Raw genomic sequence first — 19,882 nt, forward strand, 5'->3', positions numbered from 1 at the left:
ATTTGTTGTTGAAAACGATTATCATTATCGTAAGGCTACCCCATCCGAAGGAGACCGATGTCTGCCCACTGCCAAGTCACCGGGCGCTCGCCCGGGTTCGGCAATACGGTGTCGCACTCGCACAAGCGCAGCCGCCGACGCTGGAACCCCAACATTCAGAACAAGACCTACTACCTGGCAGGCGAGGGCCGCCGGATCCGACTTCGGGTCAGCGCCAAGGGAATCAAGGTGATCGACCGCGACGGCATCGAGGCCGTGGTGGCCCGCCTGCGTAGCCGAGGGGAGAAGATCTGATGGCCAGCACCGATATCCGGCCGATTGTGAAGTTGAAATCGACCGCGGGGACGGGCTACACCTACGTCACCCGCAAGAACCGCCGCAACGACCCGGACCGGATCGTGCTGCGCAAGTACGACCCCGTCGTCCGCCGTCACGTCGACTTCCGCGAGGAACGCTGATGGCCAAGCGATCCAAGATCGTCAAGAACGAGCAGCGCCGGAAACTCGTGGAGCGCTACGCCGAACGTCGGGCCGAGCTCAAGGAGACCATCCGGAATCCCGCTACCTCACGGGCGCAGCGGGCCGCCGCCGTATCGGCGCTGCAACGCCTGCCCCGTGATTCGAGTCCGGTGCGGCTGCGCAATCGCGACGCGGTCGACGGCCGCCCGCGAGGGCACCTACGCAAATTCGGGTTGTCGCGGGTCCGCGTGCGCGAACTGGCGCACCGCGGTGAACTGCCCGGCGTGCGGAAGTCGAGCTGGTGATGGCGGCCAATTCCAGGAAGAACAACAAGAAGCGCCCCCCGGCCGCCGATCTCAAGAAGCCGAAGCGCAATCAGCTGACCGCCCTCGGCGTGACCGAGGTCGACTACAAAGACGTCCACCTACTACGCACTTTCATCAGCGAGCGGGGCAAGATCCGGTCCCGGCGCATCACCGGGCTCACCCCGCAGCAGCAGCGCCAGGTCGCCACGGCGATCAAGAACGCCAGGGAGATGGCGCTGCTGCCGTTCGCCGGCCCGGCCTGATCTACCATCGACGGCGATAGGGCGACTGCGGATCGTGGAAGCCGGTGTGAATCCGGCGCGGTCCCGCCACTGTGATCGATCGACCAGCCTTGCTGGTAGTCGAGAGCCAGATACGCACCGCAGTCGCCACCTCGCACGTACTGGGGCGGATCTCCCCGGAGAGGACGGGTACGCCCATGGGTGCTCGTTGGCTGATCGCCGGACTGGCGTCGGCGCTACTGGTATCGGGGTGCGCCTCGACCACAGCGCCTGAGACCGCGGGCAACGTCCCGCCGGGATTCCCGGTGACCGTGGACAATTGCGGTGTCAGCACCACATACGACCGGCCGCCGACCCGTGCCGTCGCGCTCAATCAGCATGCGATCGAGACGCTGCTGGCGCTGGGCCTGGAGCATTCCATGGTCGGCACGTCCTACCTCGACGACCGGATCCTGCCCGAATATCAGGCCGCCTACGACAGCGTTCCGGTGCTGGCCCAGGAGTATCCGTCCTATGAGTCGCTGCTGGCCGTCGAACCCGATTTCATCTACGGCGGCTGGGACAGCGCGTTCGACGAGAAGGAGGGCCGCGGCAGACAACGGCTGACCGACGCCGGGGTTCACACCTACCTCAACATCGAAGATTGCCGGTCCGAGCCCGTCACGATATCCACGGTGGATGACGAAATCCGAAGCATCGGAACAATCTTCGGCATCAACGACCGGGCCGAGCAACAGATCGAGAAGCTTCATCGTGAGCTGACGCAGGCCGAGGCGAAGCTGCGCGGCGTGCAGCCCGTGCGGGTCGCGGTCTACGACAGCGGCGAGGCGACGGTGTTCACGTCGGGCGGCAAGGGCATCGGAAACCTGATGATCGAGGCCGCCGGTGGTGTCAACGTGTTCGCCGATGTGCCCAAGGTGTGGGGCGACGTGTCGTTCGAGCAGTTCGCCGAGCGGGCGCCTGAGGTCATCGTGATCTATGACTACGGAGACCAGCCGGTCGCCGACAAGAAGCGATTCCTCACCGAACACCCTCTGCTGCAGCATGTTCCGGCTGTTGTTCAGCAGCGGTTCGCGGTGCTCCCGTTGTCGTCGGTGGTGGTTGGGGTCCGGGTAAGCCGGGCGGTGGACGCCCTGGCCCGGCAGCTGCATCCGGACCGGTTTGTGTGATGCCCTACCGGCTGACCCTCGCTGCGCTGGCCGGGGTGTTGGTGATGGCGATGACCGCCGGTGTCGCAATCGGTTCGGTGTCCATCCCGCCGGGGCAGGTGTGGGCCATCGTGGTGCACTCCGTGCATCCGGGTCTCGTCGAGCAGAGTTGGCCTGCGGTACGGGAATCCATCGTGCTCGACGCCCGGCTGCCCCGGGTCGTGCTGGGCGCAGTGGTCGGGGCCGGTCTGGCGGCGTGCGGCATGGCACTGCAGGCCGTGGTGCGCAATCCGCTCGCCGATCCCATGCTGTTGGGTGTCTCCTCGGGGGCATCGGTCGGTGCCGTGGTGATTCTGGTGTTCGGCGCCGGTGCGCTGCAGGCGTTCACCGTGCCGCTGGCGGCCTTCCTCGGCGCCTTCCTTGCGCTCGTCGCGGTGTACTTCCTGGCCCGCTCGGGCGGGCGCATGACGACCGCGCGGTTGATCCTGGCCGGCGTGGCGGTGGCCGAAGTGCTGTCCGCGGTGGCCAGTCTGCTGATCGTCACCTCCGACGATCCGCACAAGACCCAGGCGGCCGTGCGGTGGATGCTCGGCGGGCTCGGCGGCACCACCTGGCGCATGGTCTGGGTGCCCGCGGTGGCGGTACTCGTCGGCGTCGTTGTCCTGCTGGCCGTCACCAGGTCGCTGAACCTGCTCTACACCGGTGAGGAGGCGGCGGCCTCGCTCGGGCTGGACGTGCACCGGTTCCGGGCGGGAATGTTCGTCGTCGTGGCGCTCATGGTCGGAGCCATGGTCGCGGTCAGTGGCACGATCGGGTTTGTCGGGCTGATCATGCCGCATGTGGTGCGTCTGCTGGTCGGTGCCGATCACCGCCGGGCGCTGCCGGCCGCCGCGATGTTGGGCGCAGCGTTTCTGGTGCTGTGCGACATCGTGGCTCGGACCGTGGCCGCACCGGAGGAACTGCCGGTGGGGATTCTGACCGCGCTGGTCGGCGGGCCGTTCTTCCTTTGGTTGATGCGGCGGAAGGCGGAGACGTGACGGCGCGGGTGTCGTTCGAGACGGTCTCGGTGTCGGTGCACGGCAGGCCGTTGATCGCCGACGTCTCGTTGTCGGTCGCCCCGGGTGAGATGCTGGCCGTCGTGGGTCCCAACGGCGCGGGCAAGACCACACTGCTGCGCACGTTGTACCGGGCGCAGCGGCCGAGTGCCGGCCGGGTTCTGGTCGACGGCGCCGACGTGTGGAAGCTGCGGGGCAAGCAGGCCGCGCGCCGCGTCGCCGCGGTGTTGCAGGAAGCGACTGGCGATTTCGGGCTCACCGTGTGTGACATGGTGGCGATGGGGCGGACTCCGTACAAGCGATCCTTCGAGGCCGACAACGTCGAGGACCGCGAGATCATCGGTGCGGCGTTGTCGGCACTGGACATCGCCGAATTGGGCGGAACCGATTACGGGCGGCTGTCGGGAGGGCAGAAGCAACGCGTGCTCATCGCCCGCGCGCTCGCGCAGCGCACCGACGTCATCGTGCTCGACGAACCCACCAACCACCTGGATCTGCGTCATCAACACGAGGCCCTGCATCTGCTGCGGCAGACCGGTGCGACGGTGATCGCCGCGCTGCACGATCTCAATCTTGCTGCGGCATACTGCGATCGGATCTGCGTGCTCGACGGTGGCGGGCTGGTCGCCGCCGGCACACCGGCAGCGGTACTCACCGAGGACTTGCTGTCCGAGGTGTACGAGGTCGAGGCCAGGATCGCCCTTGATCCCGATACCGGCAGGCCGCAGGTCACCGTCGCGCCAAAGGTGGCGGTGAGGCGGTGAACATCGATGCGCAACTCGGCGAGATCGCCTCGTACGGAGGGTTCTTCGCGATCACTGTCGGCGGCGATCCGACCGACTGGATCCCGGTGCAACGCTGCTATGACGAGGGCTGCGCCGACCTCGTCGCCAAAACCGCCGCCGGATACCGCACGACGGATCTTCGGGTCGGTGCCTCCCTGGTGCAGTTCAGTCATGCCTCGCGGCTGTGGTCCCCGCTGCTGGCCTGCGCCCTGCGCCACGGCGTGCTGCCCGACCTCACCGATCTGCAACGCCATACTTCCGGCACCGAGCTCAGGCTGCCGGTGCCGGTCGGCGAACCCGTCGAGCCCGGACAGTCCACCGCGCGGGAGCTGTACCGGAGGGTGGTCACTGAGCACCTCGAACCGCTGGCCGACGGGCTGCGGGTCAAGATGGCGCCGCGGCTGCTCTACGGCAATGCCGCGGCCGCTTTGGTGGCAGCCGCGCATGAGCTGACCCGCGTCAGCCCGGAATTGTGCGACGAGGTCATCGCGGTCACCGAAACCCTCTTGTCCACCGAGGATCTGGCCGGCACCGGAGACCTGAGCGGTCTCACTTTCCGGCGACGCAGCTGTTGCCTCTTCTACCGGGTACCCGGCGGATCGAACTGCGGTGACTGTTCCCTCACGAGACCACGCGGTTAGGTATCAGTAGGCGTAGGGATGCGCCGGGGGATCGGTGCGAGTCACGCTGACCGCCGTCATCATCGGGATGGCCTGTCGGCTCGAATCGCTTTGTCCCGCAGGAATCGTGCCGACCACTTTGATCCAGGTGTTGTCCGGATAGCCGGCCAATTGGGCCGCCGCCGGTCCGGAGAGACGAATGCGGGCCAGTTGAGCATCGGCCGCGCAGCAGATGATCACCACCCGGGCCAGGTCGCTCCGGTCGCCGTCGCTCATGGTGAAACCGGTGACGGTGATCGTGCGGTTGTCGAGGGTGCCCGCGGAGTCCTGTGCCACGCGGATCAATACGTCGGGCAGGGAGATCTCCGGAGCAGTGCCGTCGGGCAGGGGCGGAAACGGACGGCGCAGCACATCGGTGGACACCGCGGTCACCGATGCGGCGCCGGGACGTATCGCGGGCGGTACGACGAAGGCCAGCAGCGCGATCGGGATGAGCAGTAGCCATGCGACGCCGGGGGAGTGCGGGTGATCGTGAGCTTGGTGGGTGCCGTCCTCGCTATCGTCGTCGCGGCGGCCGTGCCGGATATCGCGCACGATCGCAGCGAGGGCCAGCGCGATGAGCAGCACCGCCGTGACGGCCAGGTAAGGCAACAGCCCTGGCTTGACGTAACGGGTGAACGTGCCGGTGATGGCGATGATCGCGGTGCTGACCCCGATCAGCAGCAGCAGTGCGTTCTCGGTCTCGCGGCTCACTGCGGTCCCAGAATCAGCAGGCCGACGCCGGTCGCCACCAGCGTGGCGACCACGAAGGTGGTGGGTGCGAACCGGACGGCGAACGCACGGCCGAACATTCCGGCCTGCATCGCGAACAGCTTGATGTCGACCGCCGGCCCAACCACCAGGAACACCAGTCGGGGCAGCAGCGGCAGCATGGTGAGGCTGGCTGCGACGAATGCGTCGGCTTCCGAACACAACGCCAGCACCACCGCCAGCGCCGCCATGGTGATCACTCCCAGCACGATCTGCCCTGCCAGATGCTCGTACACCCAGGGCGGAACCAACACGTGAAGGGCGGCCGCGGCAGCCGCACCCACCACCAGATACGAGGCCGCCGAAAGGAAGTCGTGACGCGCGGCTTCGGTGAAGACGGCCCACCGTGAACCCTCACCGTCGTGCGACCTCGGCAGGCGGCGGGTGATCCACTCCGGGCTGCCGAACCTGGCCCAGAGCGCTCCCATGATCAGCGCGGTGAACAGCGATGCCCCACACCGGGCGGCCACCATCTGCGGGTGGCCGGGGAATGCGACGGCGGTGGCCACCAGCACGACAGGGTTGATGGCGGGTGCGGCGAGCATGAACGTCAGCGCCGCCGCACCCACGGTGCCATCCTGGGTGTCGTCGCCGAAAAGTCGGCGCGCCACCGGCACCGAACCACATTCGCAACCGGGCAGCGCCGCGCCGCCGACACCGGCAGCCAGGATCGCCGCGCTCCGACGTCGGGGAAGCCAGCGGGCCAGCCGCTCGGGCGTGACGAAAACCGCGATCAGCCCGCTGATCACCACGCCGAGTGCCAGAAACGGCAGCGCTTGGACGAACACGCCGCAGAACACCGTGGCTGCCGTCGCCACATCGGGAGTGCCCTCGACGAACGCCCGCAAGGTGTTGCCCGCCAGTGCCAACGCGATGATTCCGAACACGAGAACCTGCATGGAACTCGGCCGCCACCGCGTCACCGCCGGATTCGCCACCACGCGGCCATCATGCCAGGCGAATCTGTCAGGTGAACGCCCTCAGCTCGACCCCTTCGGAGATCATGCGGTCACGCACTGCCGTGGCGATCTCCACCGCACCCGGCGAATCACCGTGCACACAAACAGATTCCAGTTTCACTCCGATGACAGAACCGTCCACCGCAGTCACCTGGCCGGCGACGACCATCGAGGCCACCCTCTCGGCGATCTCTGAGGGTTCGTGCAGCACTGCCCCAGGTTCGCGTCGTGACACCAGGGTGCCGTCGGATCGGTAGGCGCGGTCGGCGAACGCCTCGGCCACGGTGCGCAGCCCGCGTTGCTCGGCCTCCTCGAAGAACACCGATCCCGACAGGCCGAGTACCGGCAGGCCGGCGTCGACGGCGTGCACTGCGGCCGCCACCGCGGCGGCCTGCTCGGGGTGGCTGACAATCGTGTTATACAGCGCGCCATGGGGTTTCACGTACGTCACCGTCGTCCCCGCCGCATGAGCGATGGCCTGGAGCGCGCCGATCTGATAGATCACGTCGGCTGTCAGGTCTTCTGGTGCGACGTCGATGAACCGCCTGCCGAATCCGGCCAGGTCCCGGTAGCTCACCTGGGCGCCGACGCGTACGCCCCTGGCCGCGGCCTCACGACAGGTGCGCAGCAGCAGTGTCGGATCCCCGGCGTGGAAACCGCAGGCCACGTTGGCGCTGGTGACCAGGCTCAGCATGGCCTCGTCGTCACCGAGTTTCCACGCCCCGAAGCTCTCGCCCAGATCGGCGTTGAGGTCGACGGAGGCGGTCATCCGTCCAGCCTAAGGCGATGCGTCGGTCGGCCAGCCGTTCTCGGCCACGAATTCGGGCAGTGGGCGTCCAACGGTCCAGTGCTCGATCTCCAGCACCGGCCGGTCGGGGAACTCGGGCACCGGGCCGAGGCACAGGATCGCCACCGGTTCGGCGCCGTCGGGCATTCCCATCAACTGTGCGAGCGGTAGCGGCTCGAAGATTGACACCCAGCCCATGCCGAGGCCTTCGGCGCGCGCGGCCAGCCACATGTTCTGGATGGCGCAGGACACCGAGGCCAGGTCCATCTGGGGCAGTGTGCGGCGGCCGAAGATGTGCCGGTCACGGTTCTCGCCCAGGGCGACGACGAACAGTTCGGCGCAGTCGAGGATGCCTTCTACCTTCAGGGCGAGGAATTCGTCGCCGCGGGAGCCGAGTGCGTCGGCGGTGTGGATGCGTTCCTGGTCGACGAGGGCGTGGATCTTGCCGCGCAGCGCGTCGTCGGTGATGCGAATGAATCGCCACGGCTGCATCAGGCCGACGCTCGGTGCCGCGTGGGCGGCCTGCAGCAGCCGGCCGAGGACGTCGGGCGCCACCGTGCTGCCGGGGACGAACCGGCGCATGTCGCGACGTTCGGCGATGGCCCGGTAGACGGCGCGGCGCTCGTCGGGGTTGAAGGCGTGCTCAGACACGGGTCCGAGCTTAGGTGGGCCGCCGGATGTGCCGAGCATCCCGTCTTATTGAAAATGAATGTCATTAATGATAAGAGTTTGGGGACTTGATCGACGCGATGCACGAGGATGGAGAACGAGTGCCGAACTCATCGAGGGTTCTCGCAACGGGCGGCGCCCTGGCGCTGGCGGTGGCGCTGACCGGTTGTGGTGGTGGCGAGACGCCGCAGGCAGCGCACGAACCGATAGCCGATCCGCTGGTGGTCACCTACGACGGCGGGCTGTACGTGTTGGACGGCAACAGCCTTCAGGTCAGGGCCGACGTTCCGCTGGAGGGGTTCTTGCGGGTCAACCCGGCGGGCGACGATGCGCACGTGCTGGTGTCCACCGAGCAGGGTTTTCGGTTGCTCGACGCCTCGGCGGGCGAGTTGACCGACACCACGTTCGTGGCCGAAGAGCCCGGTCACGTTGTCGCGCACGGTGAACACACCGTGCTGTTCGCTGACGGGTCAGGCGAGATCACGGTGCTCGATCCGCACGACATCGCGAAGTCGGCACCGGAGATCAGGAAGGCGCCACAGCCTCATCACGGCGTCGCGGCGGTGCTGGACGATGGGAGTTGGGTGCGTAGCGAAGGCAATCACGACGAGCGCAGCGGTGCGGTTGCCTTCGACGCCTCCGATCGTGAGATCGCCCGCAACAACGAGTGCCCGGGCATTCACGGAGGAGCTGTCGTCGACACCTCCACCTTCGTATTCGGTTGCGAGAACGGCGTATTGATCTACGCCGACGGAGCCTTCGCGAAGATCGCCGCTCCGGACGCCTACGGCCGGGTGGGAACGGTTCGCGGACATGAAGGTTCGCCGGTGGCGCTTGGTGACTACAAAGTCGATCCCGATGCCGAACTAGAGCGGCCGAACCGGTTCGCCCTCGTCGACACCCAGACGGGCAAGCTGCGCCTGGTGCCTCTCCCGCAGTCGGTCAGCTATTCGTTCCGGTCGCTGGCGCGGGGCCCGCACGCGGAGGCGCTGATCCTGGGCACCGACGGCAAGCTCTACGTTGTCGACCCGGCATCCGGGCGCACCATCAAAACCATCGCCGTGGCCGGGCCGTGGACTGAACCCGACGACTGGCAGCAGCCACAGCCGAGCGTATTCGCCCGCGGTCACGACGTGTATGTCACCGACCCCGCCACCAGGCAGATACACACCGTTGACGTCGAATCCGGCGAGAAAGGCATCTCGGTGACACTGGAGCACGCGCCCAATGAGCTCGGCGGTGTGATGGGGCACGCGCACTAGCCGCAAGCTTCGCGTGGGTAACGCTGTGGCGGTTCTGGGTGCAGATCTCCGCCACAGCGTTACCCGCGCGTAGGCCAAAGGCTCGACGCGGCAACGAGATTGCACTCAGGGACGGAAACAGCGCCGATGTTGCCCTGGCTTCAGTTTCGATGGGACCCCCGAGTCGGAGGTGGCCGACGCCCGTCGGGCTATGACTGCCCTAAACCGCTCAGTGCGCGTGGGTGACATTCCAGGCCGGTAGCGGATCGGGATAGCCAACCCAGGCCTGCTTGCCCTCCGCCAGTTCGGTATCGGTCAGCAGCGCCCCCTCGAGTAGCCGGTGGACCTTGTCCCGGTCGAGCTTGATTCCGATGAACACGATCTCCTGGCCCGGCGCGATCTCGGTGCCCGACCAGTACTGCGCCGGTTCGATCGCCAGGTTCGGGCCGGCCTGCGACCAGATGGCAGCGATCGTCGGGCGGCTCGCGATCCAGCAGAATCCCTTGCTGCGCAACACCCTTGTCACCTGACCGAGCGCGTTGCCGAGGCGCTGGGGGTGAAACGGCCGATCGGAGCGGAAGGTCATCGAGCTGATGCCGTACTCCTCGGTCTCGGGTGCGTGGCCCATCGCAAGCTCTTCGTCCCAACCCGGGGTCTGGGCAGCGGCCTCCGGATCGAACAATCCGGTTCCCAGCACCTCGCCGATATCGACGACGCCGTGGTCGGTGCGGATCAGCTTGGCGGTCGGGTTGAGCCTGCGAAGCAGCGTTTGGACGGTGTCGAGGGTCGCGGGGCTCACCAGGTCGGTCTTGTTGAGCAGGATCACGTCGGCGAACTCCACCTGATCGGTGAGAAGGTCGGCGATGCTGCGGGCATCGCTCTCGCCGGCAGCCAGATCCCGGTCGGCGAGCCCTTCGCCGCGAACGATCTCCGTCAGAAACGTCGATGCGTCGACGACGGTCACCAGCGTGTCCAACCGGGCCAGCGCGCCGAGGCTGAATCCGTCCTCGAATTCCCAGCTGAAGGTGGCTGCGACCGGCATGGGCTCGGAGATACCGGTCGACTCGATGACCAACTGGTCGAACCGGTTCTGTCGCGCCAGCGCGCCGACCGCCTCCACCAGATCCTCGCGCAGGGTGCAGCAGATGCAGCCGTTGGTGAGCTCGACGAGCTTCTCCTCGGTTCGGTCGAGGTGGCCCTGCCCGGCGATGAGCGCGGCGTCGATGTTGACCTCGCTCATGTCGTTGACGATCACGGCGACGCGCCGGCCGTCGCGGTTGGCCAGGATGTGGTTGAGAAGCGTGGTCTTGCCGGCGCCGAGAAAGCCGGACAGGACGGTGACGGGCAGCAGGTCGGGCATCGCACTCCTTGTTGAAAATGATTTTCAATAAATCATCATGCGGGCGTGCATCGGCTAATGCAAACGGTTATCGTTATCGCCGTGCTCCTGCCCCCGAATCTTCGCGCCGCGGCCGCTGCGTTGCTGCTGGCCACCCCATTCGCCCTCGCCGCTTGCGGCTCCGACGAGGCCCGACAACCTGAGTCCGCCGGAAACTGCGTGACCACACCGGTCAACGTGGTCGTCAGCGTCGACCAGTGGGGCGACATCGTGTCCGCACTGGGCGGTGACTGCGCGAAGGTGACGACTGTGCTGGCGGGTTCGTCGGTAGATCCGCACGACTTCGAGCCCTCGCCCGCGGACGCAGCCAAGTTCGAGGGCGCGCAGCTGGTCGTGATCAACGGCGGGCACTACGACGAGTGGGCGGCCAAGCTGGCCCAGAGCACCGCGCCGAATGCCATCGTCCTGCAGGCCGTCGGACAGTCCGGCGAGCCCTCGGCCAACCCGCACGCCTGGTACAACCCGGCCGCGGTGACCGGCGTCGCCGACACACTGACCGAGGAACTGGGCCAGTTGGCTCCCGACGCGCGCGATTACTTTGCGCAGCGGCGCGCCGAGTTCACCACCTCGATGCAGCCTTACCAACAGCTGATCACCGACATCAAGACCAAGGCCCCCGGTAAGCGCTACGCAGCCACCGAAGCGGTGTTCGACGACATGGCGGCCGCCGTCGGCCTGGTCAACCAGACACCGGCGGGCTACCAGGCCGCCTCGTCCAACGAGACCGACCCCTCGCCGGCAGATTTGGACGCATTCCTGCGTCTGCTCGCCGATCACGGGGTCGATGTGCTGATCTACAACACCCAGACCGAGGGCTCGCTGCCCAAACAGGTACGGGCTGCCGCCGAGAGCGCCGGAATTCCGGTGGTCGATGTCACCGAAACGGTCGCGCCCGGAGCGGATTCGTTCGAGGCTTGGCAGGTGAACCAACTGACTGCGCTCGCCAAGGCGCTCGGGATCCAGAGCTAGTGCCGGACACCGCCCAACCACCGGCCCTCGTCTTCGACGACGTCAGCGCTGTGCGTGGGGGCCGGCTGATCTGGTCGGAGGGCACCTTTGAGATCCCGACCGGTGGCATCGTCGCGCTGATCGGCTCCAACGGGTCCGGCAAGTCCACGATGCTGCAGGTCGTGCTGGGCCTGTTGCCTGCGGCCTCGGGGGCGGTGCGAGTGCTCGGCGGGGCGCCCGGTGAACACAACGATCTGATCGGTTACGTCCCTCAGGATTACGCGGCAGGTGCCGGGGAGGCCATCCGGGCCCGCGGTGCGGTGACCCTCGGGCTCACCGGCCGGCGTTGGGGTTTCACCCGCACCTCGACGGCCGAGCGGGCCCGGGTCGACGAGGCTTTGGAGTGGGTCGAGGCGACCGGGTTCGCGACCATGCGGCTGTCGGAGCTGTCCGGAGGTCAACGGCAGCGCATCGCCCTGGCCAGTGCCCTTGTCGGACATCCGAAGATGCTGATCCTCGATGAGCCGTTGGCCGCGCTCGACCTGCGCAACCAGCACGAGATCGTGCAGTTGCTGGCCAAACTCAACAGGGACCTGGGCGTGACGATTCTCGTTGTCGCGCATGACCTCAACCCTCTGCTGAGCGTGCTCGACAGCGCCATCTATCTGCTCGACGGGCATGCCCACCACGCCGCCATCGACGAGGTGGTGGACGCCGACCTGCTGACGCACCTCTACGGGACCCAGGTGCAGGTGGCCAACACCCCGCTGGGGCAGATGTACATGAGGAGCGTCTGATGCCGGCGGGTCTGATTGCTGCTGGAACGTTCGCCCAAGGCAATCTGGCACTGGGCTACCAGCACAACTGGTGGCAGATCCTGACGTCGGCGTTCATGCGTAACGCGTTGATCGGCGGCACGTTGGTGGCGCTGGCGGCCGGGCTGATCGGCTATTTCGTCATCGTGCGCAATACCGCGTTCGCCGCCCATGCGTTGGCCCACATCGGTCTGCCCGGTGCCACGGGCGCGGCGCTGCTCGGGCTTCCGGTCGGGTTGGGGCTCGGGGCGTTCTGCGTCGGCGGAGCCCTGGTCATCGGGGCGCTGGGCAGCCGGGCCCACGACCGCGAGGTGGCCACCGGCACGGTGCTGGCCCTGGCCACCGGCTTCGGCCTGTTCTTCAACTCGCTGGCCACCAAGAATTCGTCCACGTTGACCAATGTGTTGTTCGGCAACCTGCTGGCCATCACCCATCAGCAGTTGCTGATGTTCACCGCGCTGCTGGTGGTGTTGGCCGCCACGGTCGTATTCGTCTTCCGCCCACTGCTGTTCGCGTCGGTCAACGCACAGGTGGCCGAGGCCAAAGGGGTGCCGGTCCGCGCGTTGTCGGTGCTGTTCATGGTGCTGTTGGGGATCGCGGTGACGATGGCGGTGCTGGCCGTGGGCACGCTGCTGTTGTTCGCACTGGTCGTCACGCCGGCCGCGACGGCAATCATGGTGACGGCCCGACCGATTCTCGCGATGACGATCTCGACCGCGATCAGCGTGCTGTCGGTCTGGGCGGGGCTCGCGGTCTCGGCGATCTTCAACATGCCGCCGAGCTTCGTGATCGTCACGATCGCGTGCGGAATCTGGCTGGCGGTGTGGACGGTTGACCGGGTGAGGGGTTCGGCGATCAACTAGCCTCGGAAAGCATGCCAAGGAGTCCCTACCCGCCACGGCGGGCCACCTTGGCTTCGTTGGCGGCCGAACTCAAGGTTTCGCGGACCACCATCTCCAACGCGTACAACCGACCTGACCAATTGTCCACAGAGCTGCGCGACCGGATCTTCGATGCGGCCAAGAGGCTGGGCTACGCCGGTCCGGATCCGGTGGCGCGCTCGCTGCGAACCCGCCGGGCAGGTGCGGTGGGCCTGATCATCACCGAGCCGCTCAACTACTCGTTCAGCGATCCGGCCGCACTGGATTTCGTTGCCGGACTTGCCGAATCCTGCGAGGCGGTGGGGCAGGGGCTGCTGCTGGTGGCCATCGGGCCGAACCGCAGTTTCGAGGACGGTTCGGCGGCCGTGCTCGCCGCGGGGGTCGACGGATTCGTGGTGTATTCGGCCTCCGACGACGATCCGTACCTGCCGGTGGTGCGTCAGCGCCAGTTGCCGGTCGTGGTGGTGGATCAGCCCAAAGACGTGCCCGGCGTCTCGCGGGTCGGCATCGATGATCGCGGTGGGATGCGGCGACTGGCCGAACACGTATTGGAGTTGGGCCATCGCGACATCGGCCTGCTGACCATGCGGCTGGGCCGAGACTGGCCGCACGAGAGCACGAAACCCGCACTGGCAGATCCGGATCGGATGCTGTCGCCGCATTTCCATGTGCAGCGGGAACGCATTCACGGCGTGTACGACGCGATGACAGCTGCCGGTCTGGCGCCGGACACGCTGACGGTGGTGGAGAGCTGTGAACATCTGCCGACGTCCGGCGGTGCGGCCGCCGAGGTGGCGCTGGACGCCAATCCCCGCATCACCGCGCTGATGTGCACCGCCGATGTACTGGCGTTGTCGGCCATGGATTATCTGCGCTCACGCGGCATCTACGTGCCGGGGGAGATGACCGTGACGGGGTTCGACGGAGTACCGGAGGCGTTGCGGCGAGGCCTGTCCACGGTGGTGCAGTCCAGTGTGGCCAAGGGGCGGCGCGCCGGTGAGTTGCTGCACAGTCCGCCGCGGTCGGGTCTTCCGGTGATCGAGCTGCTGGAAACCGAGGTGGTGCGCGGGCGGACGTCGGGCCCGCCGGCGTGAGCTACCCGCCGTTCGCCGAAACGGCATTCCGGCAGGCCGCTACTCGGACTTTTCCTGCTGGAATGCGGTTTCGGCGGAGGGGCGCGCGCGAAGCAAGTACTTCAGTGCTGCCGCAACATCTTCGGGCTCGTCGACCCGGTAAGCGGCCAGAGTCTCGCCGGGCCCGACCTTGACGCCGACGTCGCCGTCCCGCAGCCGGCGGAACGCCTTCTCGTCGGTGACGTCGTCGCCGAAGTAGATCACCGCGGACGCCTGGTGCTCGTCGCGCAGGATGTCGATCGCCTCGCCCTTGTCGGTGGTGATCACGGCGAATTCGAGGACGGCCTTGCCCTCGGTCAGCTGCGCATCCCAGGCCTGTGCTGATTCACGTGCCCGCACCAGAGCAGCCTCGGCGTCGGCAGGTTCGGCGTTGCGGACATGCAGGGCCACGCTGGCCGGCTTCAGTTCGACGGTCACCCCGGGCCGATCGGCCGCGATCGCCTGCAGCTCATCGGCGATCGTGTCGAGGAGGGCGCGGTCGATGGGATGGGTGAACCCAGAGTCGAATTCGGCGCCGTGGCTGCCGACCATGTGCACGGCCGCGGGCATCCCCGACAGGTCCCGCAGCACCTCCAGTGCGCGGCCGGAGATCAGGGCGGTCGCCGTGCCGGGCAGGTCGGCGAGTGCGATGAGGGTCTCGGCAGCGTTGCGAAGCGGACGCGCGTCGGCCGGGTTGTTCACGATCGGGGCCAGGGTGCCGTCGAAATCGGATGTGATCAGCAGCCGGGGTATGCGTGCGGCCCGGTCGAGTGCGTCCTTGAGTTCGACAGGAAGGCTCACCCGCTAGATCTTAGGTTTGTCCTCGGCGCCGATCAGCAGCCGCACCGCCAGGTCCAGTCGCTTGCTGACGTCGGTGGCGCTGGCCCGCCTGGTCAGCCAGGCCAGCAGGTTCGACAGCCACACATCCGAGATGACCCGGGCGATGTGGTACTGGTCCTCGGTCGGCTCGCCGTCGCTCATCGCTCGGGCGAACATCGAGTCCATCAGCTTGCCGACGTGGTCGACCTCGCCCGCGGCCGATGCGTCGGCGAAGACGAAGGCCCGCGTCATGGCCTCGGTCAGCAGCGGGTTGCGCTGCATGGCCCGGTTCAGCTTGCCGACCATGAAGCTGAGCCGCTGGTAGGGGGTGCCGCCGGCCAGCGCGGCCCGGTCGGTCTTGGCGTCGATGCGCTCGAACTCCCGGCCGAGGGCCGACACCAGCAGATGGACCTTGGAAGGGAAGTAGCGGTAAAGCGTTCCGACGGCGACATCGGCACGCTCGGCCACGGCCCGCATCTGGACCGCCTCGTAACCGCCCTTTGAGGCAATGGCCAGGGTCGCGTCCAGGATGCGCTTGCGGCGCTCGCGCTGGGCTTCAGAGCCGAGTTCGGATTCGGCGAGAACGGCCACGTTCAGAACCTCACGCGGTCGGGTGTCAGACCCGGACGATTCGCTGCCTGCCTGCTGTGGTGCGCTGGACATGCGGTGTGTGGCCCCCTCTCGTCGCGTACCTCATCGAAAACGATACGCACGGCGATCTCCTTCTACGCACCTCCGCGCCGGTAAACACACGGACGTGTCCTGCTGTGATGCGGGTCGACTTGACGGTCGAACACTGTCACCATTAGAACACGTTCTAGTGGGAAGCACGGACTTCTCGCGTTAGGCACCAGGAGGTCCACCATGTCCGGCGCATCTGCCACCATCACCGACGAGCAGTTTGCCGCCCGTGACCTGGTGCGTAGCTGGGCGGCCTCGGCTGCTACAGCCGCCGCCGTCCGCGAGGCCGAACACGATGCCGACGCGTGGCGCACGCCGTTTCGAGGTCTCGCCGAACTAGGGATCTTCAGCGTCGCGGTTTCCGAGGAGCAGGGTGGCGCGGGCGGCACGGTCGAGGACTTGTGCGCGATGGTCGACGAGGCCGCCGCCGCGCTGGTGCCCGGCCCGGTGGCCACGACGGCCCTGGCCACCCTGATCGTCACTGACGAGGCCGTGCTCGAGGCTCTGGTGTCAGGGGAGCGCACCGCCGGCGCGGCGCTGCGCGCGGACCTGACGTTCGACGGCTCCCTCGAAACCGGCACGGTGTCGGGCACCGCCGACTACGTCCTGGGCGCCGACGCGGCCGGGGTGCTGTTGCTGCCGGCCGGCGATCGCGTGGTGCTGGTCGACGCGAGCGCAGCAGGCGTGAGCGTCGAGCTGCTCACCGCCACCGACTTCTCGCTGCCGCTGGCCCGGGTGGTGCTGGACTCGGCGCCTGCGCGGGTGCTCGAGGTATCGCTGCAGCGGTTCGAGGACATCACCGCGACGGTCCTGGCTGCCGAGGCTGCGGGGCTGGCGCGCTGGACGCTGCAGACCGCCACCGAATACGCCAAGGTGCGTGAGCAGTTCGGCAAGCCGATCGGCAGCTTCCAGGCCGTCAAGCACATGTGTGCCGAGATGCTGCTGCGCTCCGAGCGGATCTCGGTGTCGGCAGCCGATGCGGCGCGCGCTGTGTCGGAATCCGATGACTCCCAGCTTTCGGTTGCCGCGGCGGTGGCTGCTGCCGCGGGTGTGGACGCGGCCGAGGCCAACGCCAAGGACTGCATCCAGGTGCTCGGCGGTATCGGCATCACCTGGGAGCACGAAGCGCACCTGTATCTGCGTCGCGCATACGGTATTTCGCATGCGCTCGGCGGCCGGCGCCGGTGGATTCGCCGGATCTCGGCACTCACCCAGCAGGGCGTGCGTCGTGAACTGCGCATCGATCTGGAGTCGGTGGCCGACCTGCGTCCCGAGATCAGCGCGGCCGTCGCCGAGGTGGCTGCGCTGCCGGTGGAAAAGCGGCAGGTGGCCCTGGCCGATTCCGGCTTGTTGGCACCGCACTGGCCACGTCCCTACGGCCGCAACGCAACTCCGGCCGAACAGCTTCTGATCGATCAGGAGCTCGCCGCTGCCGAGGTCGAGCGCCCTGACCTCGTGATCGGATGGTGGGCCGTGCCGACCATCCTGGAGCACGGCAGTCCCGAGCAGATCGACCAGTTCGTGCCGGCCACGCTGCGCGGCGACCTGTCCTGGTGCCAGCTGTTCTCCGAGCCGGGCGCCGGGTCCGACCTGGCTGCGCTGCGCATGAAAGCTGTTCGGGCAGAAGGCCCCAACGGCGAGGCGGGTTGGAAGCTGACGGGGCAGAAGGTGTGGACCTCGGCGGCGCAGAAGGCCCACTGGGGCGTGTGCCTGGCCCGCACCGACGCCGACGCTCCGAAACACAAGGGCATCACGTATTTCCTCATCGACATGAAGACGCCTGGCATCGTGATCCGCCCGCTGCGCGAGATCACCGGCGACGAGCTGTTTAACGAGGTGTTCTTCGACGACGTCTTCGTGCCCGACGAGATGGTGGTGGGCACCGTCAACGACGGCTGGCGGTTGGCGCGCACCACGCTGGCCAACGAGCGCGTGGCGATGGCCGGCGGTACCGCACTGGGCAATCCGATGGAGGAGCTGCTGCGCACCCTCGGTGAGAAGCCAGAGGTCGATCCGGCCGATCTGGACCGGCTCGGTGAGTTGATCCTGACCGCCCAGGAGGGTTCACTGCTGGATCAGCGGATAGCTCAGCTGGCCGTCGGCGGTCAGGACACCGGCGCGCAGGCCAGCGCCCGCAAGCTGATCGGCGTGCGCTACCGCCAGTCGCTGGCGGAGTTCCGGCTGGAACTGTCCGACGGTGGGGGTGTGGTGCGTAACCGCGAGGTGCACGACTTCCTCAACACCCGCTGCCTGACCATCGCGGGTGGAACGGAGCAGATCCTGCTGACCGTCGCCGGTGAGCGGTTGCTCGGCCTGCCGCGCTAGGACTTTCCCCGCGAGTTCTCCCCGCGAGCAGACGCAAAACTGCCCATTTGCACCCGGAAATGGGCAGGTTTGCGTCTGCTCGCGGAGGGTCAGTGACCCCTCAGGTACCCGGCCAGCATCGTGACGATGCCGTCCTCGAGTTGTTCGGCGTCGGCGGGGTTGTCACATGCCAACAGCCGGTGGGTGAGCGACTCGACGGTCGCTACCACCATGCGAGCCGCGAATGCGGTGTCGGCCACAGCCACCTCAGAATGGTTGTCCAGCAAGGCTTTCGCGGCGCTCACCGCCTGTTCCTCGGTGTGGTGCAGCCGGTTGAGCAAGGAGGGCGATCGCGGCGCTTCCTCGAACAGCACGCGGTGCAGGCGGGTGTCGTCGAGGTGGTTGTCGACGGCTGCCCGGACGAACAGCCGCAGCAGGTCGTCGAGCGACTCGGGCAGACCACCGGCAGCGCGCTCGCGTAGTAGTGCCGCACCGGCGTCGACATGTGCGTCGGTGAGCGCCGAGAGGATCGCGTCCTTGTTCGGGAAGTATTGATACAGCGAACCGATCGACAGATCCGCTGCTTCGGCGATGCGGTTGGTGGTGCCTGCGGCGTACCCGTATTGCGCGAAAACGCGAGCCGCTGCCTGGAGGATGGCCTGCCGGGTTTCGAGGGCGCGTTGCTGTCTGGGCTGCTTACGGGGACGAAACCGGTCGGTCGGGGTCATCGTCGCCTCCGCACGAAAAGCGAGTAGTCAGCCGCCGCGCGCCTCTCGAAAATTGATGACATGCAGCGCATCCATGTTGAAACGATTCTGCCCGCCGACACCGAACGAGTGTGGCAGGCCATGCAACAGGTCCCGACGTTTCTCTACGTCTGCCGCGGCTTGTTCGGCGTGCCGGCGCTGGCCGGACGAACCGAACCGTTCCGGGCCGGGGACCGGGGCACCGGTTGGCTGTTCGCCTTCCACCTGATCCCGGCCTACCGGCACACCATCGAGGTTCGCGATGTCGACGACACCACCCGCACGATCCGCACCCACGAGTACGGCGGGGTGCTGCGGTCCTGGGACCACACACTGCACGTCGAAGCGGTCACCGATCAGTCGTGCCGGTACAGCGACAGCGTCGAGATCGACGCCGGGCGGCTCACTGCTGTGGTGGCGGCGCTTGCCCGCGGGATCTACGCCTACCGGCACCGCCGGTGGCTCAAGCTCGTGGGCAAGCACATGTCAGAACACGACGCGTGAGCGCCGGTTAGAACCCGGTCGTAGCGCAGGCGCTCGGCGTGGTGAGGTTGACTCCGCCCCAGGTCACGTGGATGTCCGAGCAGATGATGAATTTGTCCGCGGTGTTCGGCTGTCCCGTCTGCCATTTGGTGGGTGTCGATACGCCGTCGATGGTGAAGCGTTCGATCGGACCGCCGCCGAAGTAGGTCGCCGAGATCTCGACTTTGTTGACCGACCGGTACAACTTCGACAGGACGTTGTCGTGGTTGGAGCCCTTGATCTCCCGCGGCATCCCAGCCGGGGCACTGTAGGACGCTTCCTGCCACGTGTCCTTGTTGGAACTGCGCAGGGTGATCGTCTGCCGCGCCCAGGCGTCACCGGGGAACCCGGTCGGGCCGTCCGGGGTCAGCAGATTCGCCGAGGTGTTGAAGTTGCACGTGGTGCCCGAACAGTCGGCGTTGACGTGCATCTCGATCGTGCCCTGGGGGCTCGGGATCGAGCTGACGGCCGAGTTGGCGGCGGCCGTGGCCGACGCGGGAAACGCCAGCGCAGCCGCGGTCAGCACTGCTGCCGTGGTCGCTGCGGGAAGCCTGTTGATCGTCATCGTCAAGAAAG

Annotated in this window: 24 protein-coding genes and 1 riboswitch; of the genes, 15 read left to right on the top strand and 9 right to left on the bottom strand. The window is 67.2% G+C overall.

Features of this window, described 5'->3' with window-relative positions; all coding sequences use genetic code 11:
- Positions 1-57: 57 nt before the first annotated feature.
- The 8 genes from rpmB (at position 58) to ACZY08_RS08060 (ending at position 4,634) form a co-directional block, all read left to right on the top strand.
- On the top strand, positions 58-294 hold the full coding sequence (gene rpmB / locus ACZY08_RS08025; protein ID WP_463743993.1) for a 50S ribosomal protein L28: 237 nt from the start codon (positions 58-60) through the stop codon (positions 292-294).
- The gene (gene rpmG, locus ACZY08_RS08030; protein WP_029108302.1) at positions 294-458 is read left to right on the top strand and encodes a 50S ribosomal protein L33; all 165 of its coding nucleotides are present in this window, start codon (positions 294-296) and stop codon (positions 456-458) included. Before rpmB ends, rpmG begins: the two co-directional genes overlap by 1 nt.
- Positions 458-763 carry a 30S ribosomal protein S14 gene (rpsN, locus tag ACZY08_RS08035; protein ID WP_463743994.1) on the top strand — a complete coding sequence of 102 codons (306 nt, stop codon included), beginning with the start codon at positions 458-460 and terminating at the stop codon, positions 761-763. Before rpmG ends, rpsN begins: the two co-directional genes overlap by 1 nt.
- A complete protein-coding gene (rpsR, locus tag ACZY08_RS08040) occupies positions 763-1,026 on the top strand; it encodes a 30S ribosomal protein S18 (protein WP_463743995.1) in 264 nt (87 codons plus the stop codon). Before rpsN ends, rpsR begins: the two co-directional genes overlap by 1 nt.
- A riboswitch (cobalamin riboswitch) is annotated at positions 1,027-1,159 on the top strand. It abuts the gene before it with no gap.
- 43 nt (positions 1,160-1,202) lie between these two features.
- Positions 1,203-2,174, top strand: a complete 972-nt coding sequence (locus tag ACZY08_RS08045; protein WP_463743996.1) for an ABC transporter substrate-binding protein — start codon at positions 1,203-1,205, stop codon at positions 2,172-2,174.
- Entirely contained in the window at positions 2,174-3,190 is a 1,017-nt protein-coding gene (locus ACZY08_RS08050) for a FecCD family ABC transporter permease (protein WP_463743997.1), read from the top strand. Before ACZY08_RS08045 ends, ACZY08_RS08050 begins: the two co-directional genes overlap by 1 nt.
- Positions 3,187-3,972: an ABC transporter ATP-binding protein gene (locus ACZY08_RS08055; RefSeq protein ID WP_463743998.1), complete on the top strand. Its 786-nt coding sequence runs from the start codon at positions 3,187-3,189 to the stop codon at positions 3,970-3,972. Before ACZY08_RS08050 ends, ACZY08_RS08055 begins: the two co-directional genes overlap by 4 nt.
- Complete coding sequence (locus tag ACZY08_RS08060) at positions 3,969-4,634, top strand: (2Fe-2S)-binding protein (protein WP_463743999.1); 666 nt, start codon at positions 3,969-3,971, stop codon at positions 4,632-4,634. The genes ACZY08_RS08055 and ACZY08_RS08060 overlap by 4 nt, the downstream gene beginning before the upstream one ends.
- 3 nt (positions 4,635-4,637) lie before the next feature.
- Here ACZY08_RS08060 and ACZY08_RS08065 read toward each other — a convergent pair whose 3' ends face one another.
- The 4 genes from ACZY08_RS08065 to bluB form a co-directional block, all read right to left on the bottom strand.
- Positions 4,638-5,366: a TIGR03943 family putative permease subunit gene (locus ACZY08_RS08065; protein WP_463744000.1), complete on the bottom strand. Its 729-nt coding sequence runs from the start codon at positions 5,364-5,366 to the stop codon at positions 4,638-4,640.
- Positions 5,363-6,322 (bottom strand): permease, encoded by a 960-nt coding sequence (locus tag ACZY08_RS08070; RefSeq protein ID WP_463744196.1) that lies wholly within the window; start codon positions 6,320-6,322, stop codon positions 5,363-5,365. The genes ACZY08_RS08065 and ACZY08_RS08070 overlap by 4 nt, the downstream gene beginning before the upstream one ends.
- Before the next feature lie 67 nt (positions 6,323-6,389).
- A complete protein-coding gene (locus ACZY08_RS08075; protein WP_463744001.1) occupies positions 6,390-7,151 on the bottom strand; it encodes a LamB/YcsF family protein in 762 nt (253 codons plus the stop codon).
- Positions 7,152-7,160: 9 nt separating this feature from the next.
- On the bottom strand, positions 7,161-7,820 hold the full coding sequence (bluB, locus tag ACZY08_RS08080) for a 5,6-dimethylbenzimidazole synthase (protein ID WP_463744002.1): 660 nt from the start codon (positions 7,818-7,820) through the stop codon (positions 7,161-7,163).
- A 98-nt stretch (positions 7,821-7,918) separates the two neighbouring features.
- On the opposite strand from bluB, the gene aztD reads away from it, so the two are divergent.
- Positions 7,919-9,100 carry a zinc metallochaperone AztD gene (aztD, locus tag ACZY08_RS08085; RefSeq protein ID WP_463744003.1) on the top strand — a complete coding sequence of 394 codons (1,182 nt, stop codon included), beginning with the start codon at positions 7,919-7,921 and terminating at the stop codon, positions 9,098-9,100.
- Between the two features lie 208 nt (positions 9,101-9,308).
- Here aztD and ACZY08_RS08090 read toward each other — a convergent pair whose 3' ends face one another.
- Complete coding sequence (locus tag ACZY08_RS08090; protein ID WP_463744004.1) at positions 9,309-10,439, bottom strand: GTP-binding protein; 1,131 nt, start codon at positions 10,437-10,439, stop codon at positions 9,309-9,311.
- 57 nt (positions 10,440-10,496) lie between these two features.
- On the opposite strand from ACZY08_RS08090, the gene ACZY08_RS08095 reads away from it, so the two are divergent.
- Genes ACZY08_RS08095 through ACZY08_RS08110 form a run of 4 tightly spaced genes read left to right on the top strand, consistent with a single transcriptional unit; the run spans position 10,497 to position 14,216 of the window.
- On the top strand, positions 10,497-11,447 hold the full coding sequence (locus tag ACZY08_RS08095) for a metal ABC transporter solute-binding protein, Zn/Mn family (protein ID WP_463744005.1): 951 nt from the start codon (positions 10,497-10,499) through the stop codon (positions 11,445-11,447).
- A complete protein-coding gene (locus ACZY08_RS08100; protein ID WP_463744006.1) occupies positions 11,447-12,223 on the top strand; it encodes a metal ABC transporter ATP-binding protein in 777 nt (258 codons plus the stop codon). The genes ACZY08_RS08095 and ACZY08_RS08100 overlap by 1 nt, the downstream gene beginning before the upstream one ends.
- Positions 12,223-13,104: a metal ABC transporter permease gene (locus ACZY08_RS08105; RefSeq protein WP_463744007.1), complete on the top strand. Its 882-nt coding sequence runs from the start codon at positions 12,223-12,225 to the stop codon at positions 13,102-13,104. Before ACZY08_RS08100 ends, ACZY08_RS08105 begins: the two co-directional genes overlap by 1 nt.
- An 11-nt stretch (positions 13,105-13,115) precedes the next feature.
- The gene (locus ACZY08_RS08110) at positions 13,116-14,216 is read left to right on the top strand and encodes a LacI family DNA-binding transcriptional regulator (RefSeq protein WP_463744008.1); all 1,101 of its coding nucleotides are present in this window, start codon (positions 13,116-13,118) and stop codon (positions 14,214-14,216) included.
- A gap of 39 nt (positions 14,217-14,255) precedes the next feature.
- On the opposite strand, the gene otsB is transcribed toward ACZY08_RS08110, so the two are convergent.
- Entirely contained in the window at positions 14,256-15,035 is a 780-nt protein-coding gene (gene otsB / locus ACZY08_RS08115; RefSeq protein WP_463744009.1) for a trehalose-phosphatase, read from the bottom strand.
- 3 nt (positions 15,036-15,038) lie between these two features.
- The gene (gene kstR / locus ACZY08_RS08120; RefSeq protein WP_164480958.1) at positions 15,039-15,644 is read right to left on the bottom strand and encodes a cholesterol catabolism transcriptional regulator KstR; all 606 of its coding nucleotides are present in this window, start codon (positions 15,642-15,644) and stop codon (positions 15,039-15,041) included.
- A gap of 273 nt (positions 15,645-15,917) precedes the next feature.
- Here kstR and ACZY08_RS08125 point away from each other — a divergent pair, with 273 nt between their 5' ends.
- Positions 15,918-18,059 carry an acyl-CoA dehydrogenase gene (locus ACZY08_RS08125; RefSeq protein ID WP_463744010.1) on the top strand — a complete coding sequence of 714 codons (2,142 nt, stop codon included), beginning with the start codon at positions 15,918-15,920 and terminating at the stop codon, positions 18,057-18,059.
- A gap of 89 nt (positions 18,060-18,148) precedes the next feature.
- Here ACZY08_RS08125 and ACZY08_RS08130 read toward each other — a convergent pair whose 3' ends face one another.
- A complete protein-coding gene (locus tag ACZY08_RS08130; RefSeq protein WP_463744011.1) occupies positions 18,149-18,766 on the bottom strand; it encodes a TetR/AcrR family transcriptional regulator in 618 nt (205 codons plus the stop codon).
- A 60-nt stretch (positions 18,767-18,826) separates the two neighbouring features.
- On the opposite strand from ACZY08_RS08130, the gene ACZY08_RS08135 reads away from it, so the two are divergent.
- Positions 18,827-19,288: a hypothetical protein gene (locus ACZY08_RS08135; protein WP_463744012.1), complete on the top strand. Its 462-nt coding sequence runs from the start codon at positions 18,827-18,829 to the stop codon at positions 19,286-19,288.
- 7 nt (positions 19,289-19,295) lie between these two features.
- Here the strand turns inward: ACZY08_RS08135 and ACZY08_RS08140 are convergent, their stop codons facing one another.
- Positions 19,296-19,865: a hypothetical protein gene (locus ACZY08_RS08140; RefSeq protein WP_463744197.1), complete on the bottom strand. Its 570-nt coding sequence runs from the start codon at positions 19,863-19,865 to the stop codon at positions 19,296-19,298.
- Positions 19,866-19,882: the final 17 nt, after the last annotated feature.

The sequence above is a fragment of the Mycobacterium sp. IDUB_9 genome (assembly GCF_055419505.1).